Genomic DNA, 14,501 nt, shown 5'->3' with positions numbered 1-14,501 from the left:
AATTACTTATGTTTCTACCTCCTTGCCCAAACTGTAACTCAGAATACGTTTACCCAGACCAAGACCATCTTGTTTGCCCAGAATGTGCCTACGAGTGGAACCCGACTCAGGCGGCAGACGAAGATGCCGTAAACGTGAAAGATGCCAACGGCACGTTGCTGCAAGAAGGTGATAAGGTCACGTTAGCGAAAGACCTAAAAGTAAAAGGCAGTTCGCTGGTACTTAAGATCGGCACCAAAGCGGTGATTCGCCGCATTAAAGACGGCAAAGATCATCAGCTAGATTGCAAAGTTGATGGCGCTGGCCAGATGATGGTGACGGCGCAGTTTGTGAAAAAGGCGTAATTACTCAACACCTTTAAAAATGAGAGAGCCCCAACCAAGTGTTGGGGCTTTTGCGTTTATTGCTGTTGGTACTTATCTGACGAAGTTCTGCAATCCTGCAACGCTGGCAAAGTTATAGAGAATAAAACCCGATGCCACCATGGTGACTGCCAAAACGAGGTAAAGCATATCGCTCAAGTTGGCATTAGGTTTGACGCTGTGGTTTTTCATTTGGCGTGGAATCGTTAAAGCGTTGAACACCAATATCGAGTTAGTCATTTCCGTCCCTAAAGCCATCACGAATGTCGCGACCATGCCCAACATTAAGCTGCCTAACATGTTAGAGAGAAGCAGAACTAACACCGCATCAGTACAAGGGCGAAAGCCGATGGGTTAACTAATTTATTGATTTTCGTTCTCATTCTTTTTCCCATTTTATGGTTAACTTGAGTCCATTAAACAAATAGAATGCAGTTCGGTGGTGAGATGACTTAAACCGCCTCTTCACGCGTTCTACGCTTTTCTAACCAACTTTTTCAAATCATGAACCTGACTCATAAAGACTATTTTAAAATCGCATTTCCTTTCATCGTTTCTACTGTTACCCAACCATTATTGGGGGCGGTGGACACCGCGGTGATAGGTAAACTCGGTGTGGCTGAGATGATTGGTGGTGTGGCGATCGGCACCGTCATCATGAATACCTTGTATTGGCTGTTTGGCTTTTTCCGCGTCAGTACTACCGGGCAAAGTGCAATCGCATTGGGTAAAAATAGCCCAGAAGATCAAGCGAGCAGCTTATTCCGTCCTTTCGTGCTTTCGCTCTGCCTTGGCTTGATTTTCATTGCGTTGCAGTCCGTGATTTGGATGGGAGCAGAGCTGATTATCTCCCCTGATGTAGTCGTGGCCGAAAACGCTAAGATTTACTTCGATATCATGATCTTTGGTGCGCCGTTTGTGCTGCTGAACTACACCGTGATTGGTTGGTTGATGGGGCAGGCGAAAGCCAAAGAAACCTTGTTCACGCAAGTGTTTGGTAACGTGCTGAACATCGTGCTGGATATCGTATTTGTGTTGTACTTCGATATGGGCATTGCTGGTGTTGCGGTGGCGACACTTATTGCGCAAATCTCGACGTTTGTTATTGGTGCGGTGCTGGTGTTGAAAACCTGTCGCTTCCCACTGTTTGATTACATTCAAACAGCGAAAATGACGCGTAAAGATCTCAAAGTTATCGCGTCTTCCAATATGGATCTGCTGCTTCGTACTGTGTGTCTATTGGTGTTCTTCAACATGATGGCGCGTGTAGGCTCTCAGCTTGGTTCTGATGTGCTTGCGGCGAACGCAATCTTGATGCAAGTGACCTTCATCGTCAGCTACATGTTTGATGGTGTGGCGAATGCGTCGAGCGTCTTTGCAGGTAAAGCCGTAGGGCAGAAGAATCCAACATTGCTTGATAACGTGATTAAGCTAAACACGCAATGGACCGCGGCGTTTGTCGTTGTATTGACCTTGCTGCTGGTGCTGTTCAAACATCAAATGGTGTCGTTATTTACCACTTTGCCAAACCTTGTTGCGCTGTACCTAGACATGAGCCCTTGGTTATTGGCATTCCCGTTGGTTGCTGGTTTTGGTCTTACGTTTTACGGCATCTTTACTGGCACAGGGACGACGCGACCAGTTTGTAACTCTACCTTCCTAACCATGGTGTTGTTCTTAGTGACTCAATTTATTGCGGTGCAATATTGGGGTAACCACGGTTTATGGCTGGCATTCACTTTGTTCTACGTTGGGCGCTTTGTCTTCTTGTTCCCGTACCTCGATCAAGTCAAACAAAAGTGTCAGTAATTCACGCTGTTATACCCAAGTAACCTCGAGATGCTTAGTTCAGCGAAAATGCCTTGGCTTGCAGACGCGGCGACGATTTGAAGATCTAGTGGCTCTAAATCAATAATCGTCAACAAAGTATGCGGGTCAAGGCAATTCGCCCTTTGGGAGTGAGTCACTGAAGCAACTTCTGCGTCAAACCACTTGGAAAGAGCTCGCTATTCCGCTGCGTCGTTTTCCTTGAATTTGAATCAGTGACTCACTCTGAATCCAGCATCTTGAGGTCACTTGGGTATAGATTATTTCGATTTTTTATCGCAAGGGCGGAGCCATCTGCCCTTGCTGATAAAAGCGTGAAAAAGGTGATGAAATAACCCCTCTGAGTTGTTTTCTTGCTCAGACCTGCGTGATACTATCGTTATGTTATATTGTTACACTTAGTTTGATGTCGTGATTTCTCAACCAATACTCTCCGTTAATAATCTCAGCCTTACAGACTCAGAACGCACACTCTTCAAAGACATTTCTTTTGAGCTGTTTCAAGGTGAAGTTCTTGCCATTATGGGACCTTCCGGCATTGGTAAATCCATGTTGTCGAAAGCCGTCGCAGGTTTTTTGCCGTCTGATATTTGGGTAGACGGAAGTATCCAGCTTAACAGCAGTGAAGTCGCACAAACTGCCATGCTGCAACGTAGTCAATCTCAGCGTCCTGCGGTCATTTTCCAAGATGCACTTAAAGCACTGAATCCATTGGCGTCTGTCGAACAACAACTGTGTTTGGCATTGACGGGCAACAAAACGCGCTTGTCTTCAGCAAACCGAGAAACGGTGACGACCTTGTTGTCTCAACTCGGATTTGCAGATCCAAAAGCAGCATTGGCGCAGCATCCAAGCCAGCTATCTGGTGGTCAACGTCAGCGTATTTGTATTGCGATTGCGTTGCTTGGTAGTGCCAACTTGATCATCGCTGATGAGCCCACCAGTGCGCTCGATCCAATCACCGAAGCGGAGATCCTTGAGTTGTTTCGCAGTAGTGTTCAGCAACGCAACATCAGTGGTTTGTTGATCACGCACGATCTCTCTGCGGCTTTGGCGTGTGACAAAGTCTTGGTGATTGCGGACAACACCATGGTGGCTTATGGCGCACCGTGGCAAGCCATTCAGCAAAGTTCGCATCCTTTCTGCCAACAACTTGCGCAACTGCTGCCTTAACCTCATCTCTGGAGCCTATTTTGACTAAGCACAACTTGAGCGGGCACACGCAGCCTAAATCGGCGGAAGTTCGCTTTGAGCAAGCCAGTGTTCACTATTACTCCAAACCAAGTTGGTTAGGGGGCAAACCGTTCAAAGCGCTCGAACAATTGGATCTTGCCATCGACACAAAGAACATTGCGATTGTTGGTCCTTCTGGTGCGGGTAAATCGACCTTGATTGAGCTTTTGTTCGGTCTTCGTAAGCCCACATCTGGTGAAGTGTATGTGTGTGGCTATCCGCTATCGCGTAGCTCGGCTAAGCAGCGACAAGAGTTGTGTCAGCACATTCAACTGATTCCGCAAGAGCCGCAGTCTAGCTTGAATCCGTACTACACCGTTCGCCAGATCTTACTGGAGCCGCTAAGCAATATTGGTTTAACGCAAGAGCTCAACGAGAAGGTGGAAAAGGTCTTGGCGGATGTCGGTTTGGATCTCACATTGTTAGATCGTAACCCTCAGCAGTTATCAGTTGGGCAAGCCCAACGTGTGGCTATCGCCAGAGCTTTGATTGTCGAACCTTGCGTGTTGGTTGCCGATGAGCCAACCAGCAGCCTAGATCCCGTCAGTCGTAAACAGATTCTCGACTTGTTGGCAGGCATTCAAAAGAGTCGTCAGATGCGCCTGATTTTGGTGACGCATGACCTCGATGCGGCACAAACCCTATGCGATGAAATCCTAGTGTTAGACAAAGGGCGTGTTGTCGAGCACGGCACGGCACAAAACGTGACAAATAACCCATCGCACTTGATCACGAGAGCCTTGATGAGCGCTCAACACAAAAGTAATGAATTCACAAAAACCATTGGAGAGGTTTCTTATGCACCTTAGTACTCCCAAGTTAGCTTTGTCGCTGGCTTTAAGCGCACTGCTGACGGGTTGTTTTGACTCTGGCGAAAGCAAGCCAGAAGCAGAAAAAGCAACTGCACCGCAAGCAACGGAAATTCGCGTTGCCATGATGCAACCACCACGCACAGGTTTGTCACCACTTTCAGATGACGCGTTCAAACTGTCACGTTGGAGCACAGCAGAAACGCTAGTGAACCTAAACGATCAGTCGGTAGCAGAGCCTATGCTGGCAACAGAGTGGGAACAAGTTGACCCGATGACGTGGCAATTTACGGTACGTAAGGGCGTGAAATTCCACGATGGTTCTGAGCTTGATGCCAACGCGGTTGTGAACTCTCTACAAAAAGCATTAGATGCTGCACCAAAGCCACGCATTTTGGATGGTATCGAATGGCAAGTTCGCGCATTGGACGACTTCACTGTTGAAATCAAAACGACCTTTAACGATCCATTGTTGCCAAGCCGTCTATCTAGCCCACAGCTAGCGATCCTTTCTGGTGCTGCATATCAAGAAAACGGTCGCGTTGTGCCAATCAATGCGGGTACCGGTCCATTTGTTCTGACAGAAATCAACGGTACAACCAGCGCGAAACTGAAGCGTTTTGACGGTTACTGGGGCGAAAAAGCAAAAGTAGGCAGTATCTTTGCTGAATACGTACCAAACGGTTTTGCTCGTGCTGCTGCACTGCGTACCGGTGAGGCGGATGTCGTTGAAGCGGTTCCTGTATCGCAAATCGCGATGATGGAATCTTCACAGTTGCATGAAGTCGCAATGCCACGTACCAACACGCTTTACCTAAACAATAAATCAGATGTGTTTAGCCAGTTCGGTTTGCGTAAAGCAGCAGCTCAAGCGGTTAACCGTGAGCAAATCATCAAAACGGTTTACGAGAACCACGCCGACTCAGCGAAAGGTTTGTTAGGTCCTGCATTGGCATGGGCTCAACCAATTCGTGACGCGAACCCTCGTATGGAAACCATGGAAATGCGCCACGCGAATGGTGAGAAGATCACCATTGGTACATTTACCGACCGTGCTGAGTTGCCAGAAGTGGCGGTGCTACTAAAGCAACAACTTGAAGCGGCTGGTTTTGTGGTTGAACTAGACGTTCGTGAATACGCACAAATCGAAAACGATGCACTAGCAGGTAAGTTCGATGCGTTCTTGTTGTCACGTGCAACAGTGCTGGATTCTGGTGATCCAGTCGCGTACATGCAAAGTGACTTTAGCTGTAAAGGTTCTTACAACCTAGGTCAGTTCTGCTCTGAAGAGGTGGACGCAGCATTGAAACACGCTGATCGTCAGCCTTTGGGTGAGAAACGCCAACAAGCGATCATCGAAGCAGAAAGCAAAATCCTTGAGCAATACGCTGTGATTCCACTGCTGCACGAGCGAGTAATCCAAGGTGAGAGTGATCGCGTGAAGAATGCACAACGTGACCCACGTGAGCGTCGCCTGATCGACCAGTTTACTGAGGTGAACTAACTCGATGTCGTCTGTTGCCAACATGCGCTCTCGTTGGAGCGCTTGCATGCCTGAATGGTTTACGCGTTTTTTGTCGCGCTTCCTGTCACTCGGGGTAGTGGTTGTGCTGGTGGGTTTGATGCCGGATATTGCAGGTATCGACCCAAGCCAATCAATCCTCCGTGCTCGTGCGGGTGCTCAACAATTGCTGACGGCAGAAGCTCTGCAAGCAATTCGAGAAGATCTTCAACTTGACCGCAGCGCTGCTGAGCGACTGTGGGATTGGTTGACGCTTGCCATGCAAGGTGACTTAGGTGTCTCTTGGGTGAGTGGCGCATCCGTGATGGAAAGCGTTCAACAAACCGCAAAAACGTCACTATTACTGATGCTTACAGCGTTAGGTATGTCATTTGTAATGTGCATGGCGAGCGTGCTTTACACTGTGCGTCGTTGGCAACAGAATCGTTTAGACAAACATCATGACACGCTCAGTTCGGTGTTGGTTTCATTGCCTGAGTATGTGATTGCTTCACTGCTGATCATGGTGTTTTCCATTTGGTTGGGCTGGTTCCCGCCTTATGGCTGGCAAGGCGTGCAAAACCTCTGGCTACCAAGTCTGGCAATGGCATTGCCTGCTGCTGGCTTGTTCGGGCGCTTGCTTAATGACAGCCTCAAGCGTGTATTAGATGAGCCTTGGGTGATCACTTGGCTATCGGTAAACGTCAGTAAGTTTCAAATCTTACGCTTTGCCTTGTGGCGCGCCGTTAGTAATTTGATTCCTCAAATCGCAATGACGGTGATTGGTTTGACCGGCGGCGCGGTTGCTGTGGAACAGGTGTTTTCCATTCCGGGTATCGGACGACTAATCTTAGGCGCTGCGAAGTTACAAGATCTGCCGATGCTGCAAGGTGGCTTGTTGGTGTTGCTGGTGTTCTCGATGTTGATCAGCAGTGCGAGCATCTTATTGCAACGCTGGTTACTCGGGCACAGTGTCACAAGTGGCAAGCTGATCAGCAGTCACAGCACGTTCCGTTTTACCCAAAACACCACCAAACGTATCGTCAGTGCCACGATCTTTGCCTTGCTGATTGGTTGTGCAGGATGGGCGTTAATGCGCGATCCTTACACCATCCAATTTACCCGCCTTGAATCGCCAAGCTTAGCAGCACCGTTTGGTGCCGACGCCGTTGGTCGAGATCTGCTTGCTCGCGTTGGTGGCGGTATGATGTCGACAATCAAAATGGGCATTATCGCAACGTTCCTAAGTTTAGTGATTGGTTTGTTGCTCGGCTTTGTGACTCGTTATAGCCAAGGCTTAATTGAGATCACCAAAGGTGTGCCATACATTGTGGCGGGTCTGCTGATTGCTGGTCTAACGGGGATGAATCCAAATAGTGCCTTGATTGCGATTGTTATGGTGTCATGGGCACCATTAGCAGCGCACAGTGCGAGCTTGTTGATGGAAGCCAAAGCGCAGCCTTACACGCATCTTGCGCCCATTTGGGGAACCAGTCAGTGGCGAGTACTCCGTTACTACTTGTTACCTTATGTGCTGCCGCCATTGATTCGTCATGCGTTTCTGCGTTTGCCGTACATTACGCTCAGCCTGACCTCTCTGAGCTTTATCGGACTTGGCGTTAAACCGCCAGAACCTGAATGGGGCTTATTGATTGCGGAAAACTTGCCTTACATCGAGCGCTCACCATTAGGTGTCTTGCTGCCAATCTCAGGCTTAGTTTTGATGGCAATTGCAATCAACTTGTTGTTCGACGATTAAACCGGACTCGTGAACTTTCTAACAGCCTCAATACCGATATTGAGGCTGTTTTCTTTCTGTTTCATTATTCGACATTGTGCGTCCCAAAAGCCACCCACACATTTGCGCTCTGGCGTGCCATTCTTAAGCTGACTTTCTCGGTTTTTATCTTGATAGGAAAGGGCATGAAGGAATACGCGCCGCAGTACAGCAAAAAAGAAAAGATCATCAGAGTCGCGATCGCTGGCGTATTTGGTCTTCTAGCTGGTGTGCTGTTTAAGCTTGAGGGGGAGCCTTTGTTGCAAGCAGTTGCCGAAGCGCCCGAATGCTATGAAGTGTTCGGTATGCAGGGCTTAGAACTTCTGGTTCACATACTGTTCTTTTGGATGCCACTGTCCGTGTTTTTACTTTCTGCGGTATTGATGTTGCCACTTGGCGTACGTGGTTTGATCGAAGGTCAGTTCCCACCAAAAGGCGTCAAAGTATTCAGACCCACAGCGATTCAACGCGGCAAGCTCGGTACGTTCAAATCCCTTATTCATCTCTTGCTCCCCTTATTGTGCTTTGGCTTTGTCGTGTGGGGTAATGGTCAAATTGAACCCATGATGGAGATCTTCCAACCAAAACAAGGGGAAACAACTTGTATTGACAGAAGTTCTTGATGTGTCTTTGTAACCTTGGTCCCTTATAGATAAGCCAATAGATTCAATTACTTGTTGAATCTAAAATATTAGTCGTAAAGATAAAAATTATTATAATACGTTGCACTGTATATGAAATTACTTGTGCTTTCTCTTTGTTATAATTGGGCGCGATTTGAACAATATAACAAAAGGTATCTATTCATGTTCAGCAACCTCTCTATCAAGCAAAAGATAGTTCTCCCTCTATCTTTGATGATTGTATTACTGACTTTAAGCTCAGTATTGAATGTTCTCACGATGTGGAAACAAACCGAGCTTAGCGACACGCTTAACGAGCAGGTTACCCCAAGCCTTTTTACCATTGAAGATGCGTATCGCGACCTCTATCAAGCAACTTCAGCGATTCAAGGTTTAGCTCTGGCGCAGTCTCAAGCGGAAATTGACCACCATCTATTTGAATACAAAGACAACGCATACAAAGCTATGCCACGTATGAAGAAAGTCATGTCACTTTCTGATCAAGGTGTTCTGCCCCGTAGTCACGGTAGTGAAGTTCAACAGTTGGTCTCAACGGGTGAACAATGGCTGCAAAGTTATGAGGCAATGATCAGCAAGCCACAATCACAGTGGGTAAACTACTACGAATCAAACAAAGCTGAATTTGAACGCCAATTTGGTGCGGTTCGCGATCAATTGAACGTAGTGAAAGACGCGATTGAAGCAAAGCAAAATACGCTTAAAACAGACATCGCGGCAGCCGCGTTTCGTGCAGAAGTCATTTTAGAAGCAGGCATTGCGATCGTAATTCTAGCGGCACTTGGCATGGTGGTGTTGTTGCTTAAAACAGTAGTGAAGCCAATCAATGACATCAAAGAGGCGATGGTACAAATTGCGTCTGGAGAAGGGGATTTAAGTCAGCGCATCAGCATCAATTCTCAAGATGAAATTGGTCTACTGGCTGGCGGCTTTAACCAGTTCGTCACTAAGATCCAAGCAACGGTGTCACAAGTGGTAGAAAGCTCAAACACATTGCGTCAGGAAATGAATAACCTAAACGCCTTGACTTCGACCATCGCAGATTCAACGGTAGGTCAACAGCGAGACAGTGAAGCCGTTCGCAGCTGTTCATGAAATGCAGGTGACGAGTCGTAACGTGAGTGATAGCGCAACAGAAGCTGCATTGGCAAGCCAAACCGCGAACGAAGAGTTGTCGAATACCAATGTGATTTTGGAGCAGACCGTCGCAGCAATTCGTGACCTTGCGGGTGAGATTGAAAGTGCAAGTCAAGTTATCAACACACTAGACAATGACGTAAGCAACATTGCTTCGGTATTGGATGTTATCCGTGGCATTGCAGAGCAGACCAACTTGTTGGCATTGAACGCGGCGATTGAAGCAGCGCGTGCTGGTGAGCAAGGTCGTGGATTTGCTGTTGTGGCAGATGAAGTTCGTTCCCTAGCGAGCCGTACTCAAAAGAGCACGGGCGAGATCCAAGCCATGATTGAGAAGCTGCAAGCAGGTGCCGCTCAGGCAGTGGAAGTGATGCAGGGCAGTAAAACCAGCAGCGAAGACACCATTCAATCGGCAGGTTTAGCGACAGAATCCTTGGCTGAAATCCTAAACGCGATCGCACGAATGAACGAGATGAACACACACATTGCGACAGCAGCAGGCCAACAAAGCTCAGTGAGTGATGAAGTGAACAGCAACGTTCAAGGTATTGCAGACAGCAGCACGTCTATTGTGGATGTGGTAAGCCAAGCGCAACAGTCATTGTCTATGTTGTCTGAGCAGACACAACAGTTGGACAAGCAAGTCAGTCAGTTCCGCGTTTAATCAAGTGGAAGATTAGGTAACTCAGAGCCCCTTTAATTTGGGGCTCTTTTGTCTTTAGGTGTTTGAACCCACACCATTATGCGGGGGGCGGGAACTCTCTATTCATCATTGAAACTGGTGAAAAGTTGTTACTCATGGCAGCATCGATCATATAATCTGGCTCTACAATTTCACTTTTCGCTGCCAGATTTCGCTTATGCAAATTCCTCAAATTGACGTAACGTCTCTCTACATTCTTAAATACCTTCTCGAAGAAAAGCACGTATCGAATACTGCTTTGCTGCTCAATACGAGCCAGTCTTCAGTAAGTCGAGCACTGCAAAAGATGCGAGTGTTTTTTGATGATGAGTTATTGGTACGTACGAGCTTTGGCTATGAACTTACCCCAAAGGCAGAAGCGATCAAGTTAGACATATCTGCGTTGATTATTAGTCTTGAAAAGTTATCGCATAAGAATTCATTCGAACCAGAGAAGGTGGAAGGCACCGTTCGATTCTATGGTTTACAGCCGCAGGTCAACACTATAATGCCCAAGCTTGTTGCTGCCATTCGTGAACGAGCACCAAATCTTGTGGTCAGTATCGACACAACGCCGAAACGCCATTTTGAGGAACTGGTGTCTGGTGATGTGCATTTCTCGCTTTCTTCTCACGAGCCGCCGACATCGGAACAAAATATTTATCGTAAGGTCGTGGCTAAACGAGACTTCCGTTTATTAATGAGCAGAAACCACCCACTTGCTAATGAAACCTTAACGGCAGAGAAGTTGCGTGATTACCATTTTGGTCAAATCTCTCTACAAGGAGAGAAAACGTTGTCATTTGAGCACAAGTTCATTGAATTAGGCTTAGCAGATAAAAAGCAGCGTTTGTCGGCGCCAGTACAACTTACTAACTTCACATCCGCACCGAGTATTGCTGCGGAGACGGACATCATCTTTCATTTACCGACGCCATTCGCCGAAGCGGCTTGTCAGGATGAACGCTTGATTACACGCGAAGTGCCAGAACCACTGCGTTTGGATTTCTCACAAGTGTATTTGTATTGGCATAAGCGCTTTCATGATGATCCAATGTGTATTTGGATTCGTGAGCTATTCAACGAGTTGTTCGAAGATAACGAAATGCATGCGTAAATGCTTGATTGAGTATTCTGAATCAACGTTGCAGATCCTGCATAGTAAGATTCGATGTCGTGCATACTGTATTGATTGAAAGCATAGGGTAATGAGAGTTTAATTGATAACAATTATCAGTTGTAAATAAAATTAGTTATCAAACATGCTCAAGAATATCCCTTTTAATTGTCGCACTGCGGTAAACGTTACCGCAGGTATTTCAGCGGCACTCCCTCTTGTTTCTTTTGCTGATTCTCAAATAACTGAAGACCACACCATCATGGAGACCATGGTGGTGACGGCTTCTGGGTATGAGCAATCTACGTTGGAAGCTCCTGCGTCGATTAGTGTGATTGACCGCGCGCAAATCGAAAACCGTTCTTATAAAGATCTAACCGATGCTCTGAAAGACATACCGGGTGTTGTTATCACTGGTGGCGGTTCTCGTCAAGAGATCTCCGTGCGTGGCATGCCTTCAGATTACACCGCAATTCTCGTTGACGGACGTAAGCAATCTGGTCGAGAAACACAGGTTAGTAGCGGGGGAGGCTTTGAGCAGGATTGGTTACCACCGCTAAATTCGATTGAGCGTATTGAGGTAGTGCGTGGTCCAATGTCGACTTTGTATGGTTCAGATGCCATCGGTGGTGTGATCAACATCATTACACGCAAAGATTTTCCAGAGTGGACAGGTAGTCTCCGCGCGGAAGCAACGCTACAAGAAAACAGTAAGTCAGGCGATTTCTATCAAGGCGAAATGTACCTCGCAGGTCCTTTGATTGATGGCTTGGTGAGCACTGCGATTTCAGGGATGTATCAAGAGCGTATTGAAGACGAAATACTTTATGCAAACGGCGGTAAAACGCTTGAGAACTATCGTGCATCTGTGTATTTCACTCCAACGGAAGAAGATACATTCACCCTTGATTACACTCATCACGATCAAGAGCGAGTGAACACGGAAGGGAAGTCGAGGACTAGGAGCTCTGCGACCAACAATAACCGTCAATCGGTTGGTATTGCACATGATGCTAACTATGAATTTGTAACTGGTTCTTCATACATCAGCACTGAAACGGTTGAAAATGTAGGGCGTGGTTTAGAAGTGCAAAACATCAATGCCAATACTCAATGGTCCAAGGCATTTGGTATGCATTACATTTCAATCGGTGCTGCATTTGAAAGTGAAGAACTGGATAACGGTGATTTTGTTTTCAAGAACTCGCAATGGTCGGTATTTGCCGAAGATGAATGGTACCTGACGGACAACTTTGCGCTCACGTTGGGTCTACGATACGACGACAACGAGCAGTTTAACTCACACTTTAGTCCGCGCGTGTACGGTGTTTGGACTCTTAATCCGGAATGGACGATTAAAGGTGGTGTTTCAACGGGGTATCGCGCACCAAGTTTGACGGAAATGGAGGAAGATTGGGTGCAAGAAAGCTGTAACGGTAAATGTGAAGTTTATGGCAATGCAGACTTGAAACCTGAATCTTCCGTCAACACTGAGTTAGGCATGTATTACTCCGGAGTGAATGATTTGAACTCCAGTTTGACGGTGTTTTACAACGATTTTAAAGACAAGATCGACACGATTAACCTAGATCCAAGCTGTACTGGGCGCGCATGCGATGCAACGTATGTAAATATTGAAGATGCTATCACGTATGGTGCGGAAGGCTCGATTAACAAAAGCATCACTGACACGATCAATGTCGGTGCTACTTACACTTATACCTATAGTGAGAAAAAGTCAGGTGAAGATAAAGGTCAGCCGTTAACACAAGCTCCAGAGCATTTGGTTGCGCTGAACGCAGATTGGGCGATTCGTGACAATATTAACTCGTGGGTTCGTGTGTCTTATCGCAGCGAAGAATCCGACCCAATTACTGTGGATTCACGCAATACCCCTGCACCGTCAATTACTTATGTAGACTTTGGTGGGAATTGGCAAATCAATCGCCAATTTAAGCTGATGGCAGGTATCTACAACCTGTTCGATGCGGAAACAACATACGATGAATATGGCTATGTTGAAGATGGTCGTCGATACTGGGTTGCTGCAGAAGCATCGTTCTAATGGTGGACTTAAAATCAATGAAGAAAATCATGACTTTGCTTAGTGCAATTTCACTGAGCATGTTGACGGTAAATGTACAGGCGAACACCTTGGAAAGTGCTGTCGTTGACAAGGATATTGTATTTAAAACGGTGGAAGGTCGCGAGATTAAACTCGATCTCTACAAACCGAAAGTGCACAGTGAGCAACCTTATCCACTTTTGGTTTGGGTTCATGGTGGTGCTTGGAAGCGCGGGAGTAAGGATGCGATACCTACTAAGAACCCACTGTTATTGCAATCAGTCATCGAGAAAGGTTATGCGCTTGCTTCAGTTGATTACCGTTTGAGCAGCGAGGCTATATTTCCGGCGCAAGTACAAGACATCAATGATGCTATCAACTTCCTTCATGATCATGCGAAGCAATATCATATTGCGGCAGATAACGTGGTGATGATGGGGCGCTCTGCGGGTGGACACTTAGCGGGCTTGATTGGAACGACGAATGTGCACGACGACATCTCATTTTATGTAAAGCCCAAATATCAGGTGAAAGCGGTTGTGAGTTTTTTTGGTCCCACTGATTTGTTAGCGCTAGGTAGTAAGGGGGGAAAGAGTGCGAGTAAGAAATCATCGGTGTCTCGCTTTTTAGGTGACACGCCAAGTGCCATTTCTGAAATCGCCAAGCAGGCATCATCAACGACCTATGTTAACGACAAAACGCCGCCGTTTATCCAGTTACATGGAACAATAGATAAGCGCGTTCCTTTGTCACAAAGCGAACTACTCAAAGCTAAATTGGATGAGAATAACATTGAGAACCAGTTGTGGATTGAAGAAGGAGTGGGGCATAGTGCGCCGATATTTGATTCCCAGAAGTATGTTCCGCACGCGATGGCGTTTCTTAACAAACACTCTCCCGTTATTTCGAAATAAAAGAAAACCGAGCTGAAATTATTCAGCTCGGCTTTTATGCTCTAACTGCGACTACAATCGTCTTAATAAAAGCATCTAAATCCCATGTTTTTTAGGGTTCGCTCCGCTCTGCCAAAAAAGAGCAAACTGCATTGTTCATCTAGATAGTAGATACGATTGTGGCGCATGGTCACTGGCTTTTCGTAGCTCAATACAATGTATTCGTTTCCCTTAGACTTTGAATATTCATATTGATAGTCAAGCGCTTGGAAGTCTGTCACAGCACCACCGATCGGTGAGTAATGATTCCGAGTCTCAATGTGATCTTTGTAGAGTTCAGTATAGGTCGTCCACCTATATTGCATTGCTTCTACTTTGCCAAACAGTTGAACTTTTGACTGGTGTGCTGTGAACAAGAGAATGCCGTTGAATACAACCAATGCTATCAATATTTTGA

General features: G+C 46.5%; 11 protein-coding genes and 1 pseudogene. 11 read left to right on the top strand and 1 reads right to left on the bottom strand.

The features are described 5' to 3' along the window. The first annotated feature begins 8 nt into the window (after positions 1 to 8). On the top strand, positions 9 to 344 hold the full coding sequence (locus KJB05_RS12075; RefSeq protein WP_208444196.1) for a zinc ribbon domain-containing protein YjdM: 336 nt from the start codon (positions 9 to 11) through the stop codon (positions 342 to 344). A gap of 72 nt (positions 345 to 416) precedes the next feature. Here the strand turns inward: KJB05_RS12075 and KJB05_RS12070 are convergent, their stop codons facing one another. Continuing rightward, positions 417 to 647 carry a hypothetical protein gene (locus KJB05_RS12070; protein ID WP_244142885.1) on the bottom strand — a complete coding sequence of 77 codons (231 nt, stop codon included), beginning with the start codon at positions 645 to 647 and terminating at the stop codon, positions 417 to 419. A 219-nt stretch (positions 648 to 866) separates the two neighbouring features. Here KJB05_RS12070 and KJB05_RS12065 point away from each other — a divergent pair, with 219 nt between their 5' ends. The 10 genes and pseudogenes from KJB05_RS12065 to KJB05_RS12020 all read left to right on the top strand — a co-directional run bounded on the left by KJB05_RS12065 (position 867) and on the right by KJB05_RS12020 (position 14,065). After that, entirely contained in the window at positions 867 to 2,171 is a 1,305-nt protein-coding gene (locus KJB05_RS12065) for an MATE family efflux transporter (protein WP_208444195.1), read from the top strand. 429 nt (positions 2,172 to 2,600) lie between these two features. Further along, positions 2,601 to 3,362, top strand: coding sequence for an ATP-binding cassette domain-containing protein (locus KJB05_RS12060; RefSeq protein ID WP_079401269.1), 762 nt, complete (start codon positions 2,601 to 2,603; stop codon positions 3,360 to 3,362). 20 nt (positions 3,363 to 3,382) lie between these two features. Beyond that, entirely contained in the window at positions 3,383 to 4,231 is an 849-nt protein-coding gene (locus tag KJB05_RS12055) for a dipeptide/oligopeptide/nickel ABC transporter ATP-binding protein (RefSeq protein ID WP_009698234.1), read from the top strand. Next, positions 4,221 to 5,735, top strand: coding sequence for an ABC transporter substrate-binding protein (locus KJB05_RS12050; protein ID WP_208444194.1), 1,515 nt, complete (start codon positions 4,221 to 4,223; stop codon positions 5,733 to 5,735). The genes KJB05_RS12055 and KJB05_RS12050 overlap by 11 nt, the downstream gene beginning before the upstream one ends. A 46-nt stretch (positions 5,736 to 5,781) precedes the next feature. Next, positions 5,782 to 7,491, top strand: a complete 1,710-nt coding sequence (locus tag KJB05_RS12045) for an ABC transporter permease subunit (RefSeq protein WP_208444193.1) — start codon at positions 5,782 to 5,784, stop codon at positions 7,489 to 7,491. 164 nt (positions 7,492 to 7,655) lie between these two features. After that, a complete protein-coding gene (locus KJB05_RS12040) occupies positions 7,656 to 8,132 on the top strand; it encodes a hypothetical protein (RefSeq protein WP_208444192.1) in 477 nt (158 codons plus the stop codon). A 183-nt stretch (positions 8,133 to 8,315) separates the two neighbouring features. Next, a pseudogene (locus KJB05_RS12035) lies at positions 8,316 to 9,951 on the top strand (methyl-accepting chemotaxis protein). Positions 9,952 to 10,147: 196 nt separating this feature from the next. Beyond that, positions 10,148 to 11,086: a LysR family transcriptional regulator gene (locus KJB05_RS12030; RefSeq protein WP_208444191.1), complete on the top strand. Its 939-nt coding sequence runs from the start codon at positions 10,148 to 10,150 to the stop codon at positions 11,084 to 11,086. Positions 11,087 to 11,231: 145 nt separating this feature from the next. Continuing rightward, positions 11,232 to 13,151 carry a TonB-dependent receptor gene (locus KJB05_RS12025; RefSeq protein WP_208444190.1) on the top strand — a complete coding sequence of 640 codons (1,920 nt, stop codon included), beginning with the start codon at positions 11,232 to 11,234 and terminating at the stop codon, positions 13,149 to 13,151. 17 nt (positions 13,152 to 13,168) lie between these two features. Then, the gene (locus KJB05_RS12020; protein ID WP_208444189.1) at positions 13,169 to 14,065 is read left to right on the top strand and encodes an alpha/beta hydrolase; all 897 of its coding nucleotides are present in this window, start codon (positions 13,169 to 13,171) and stop codon (positions 14,063 to 14,065) included. Positions 14,066 to 14,501: the final 436 nt, after the last annotated feature.

Source organism: Vibrio sp. B1ASS3, from assembly GCF_905175355.1.
Classification (GTDB): Bacteria; Pseudomonadota; Gammaproteobacteria; order Enterobacterales; family Vibrionaceae; genus Vibrio; species Vibrio owensii.
Note: the sequence above shows the minus strand (reverse complement) of the source record. Positions and strands in the feature narration are given on the sequence as shown.

Excerpts from the sequence above, each read along its gene's own strand:
- KJB05_RS12025 (WP_208444190.1), top strand. The coding sequence starts at position 11,232 with ATGCTCAAGAATATCCCTTTTAATTGTCGCACTGCGGTAAACGTTACC.
- KJB05_RS12075 (WP_208444196.1), top strand. The coding sequence starts at position 9 with ATGTTTCTACCTCCTTGCCCAAACTGTAACTCAGAATACGTTTACCCA.
- KJB05_RS12030 (WP_208444191.1), top strand. The coding sequence starts at position 10,148 with ATGCAAATTCCTCAAATTGACGTAACGTCTCTCTACATTCTTAAATAC.
- KJB05_RS12065 (WP_208444195.1), top strand. The coding sequence starts at position 867 with ATGAACCTGACTCATAAAGACTATTTTAAAATCGCATTTCCTTTCATC.
- KJB05_RS12050 (WP_208444194.1), top strand. The coding sequence starts at position 4,221 with ATGCACCTTAGTACTCCCAAGTTAGCTTTGTCGCTGGCTTTAAGCGCA.
- KJB05_RS12020 (WP_208444189.1), top strand. The coding sequence starts at position 13,169 with ATGAAGAAAATCATGACTTTGCTTAGTGCAATTTCACTGAGCATGTTG.
- KJB05_RS12070 (WP_244142885.1), bottom strand. The coding sequence starts at position 647 with ATGTTGGGCATGGTCGCGACATTCGTGATGGCTTTAGGGACGGAAATG.
- KJB05_RS12040 (WP_208444192.1), top strand. The coding sequence starts at position 7,656 with ATGAAGGAATACGCGCCGCAGTACAGCAAAAAAGAAAAGATCATCAGA.
- KJB05_RS12045 (WP_208444193.1), top strand. The coding sequence starts at position 5,782 with ATGCCTGAATGGTTTACGCGTTTTTTGTCGCGCTTCCTGTCACTCGGG.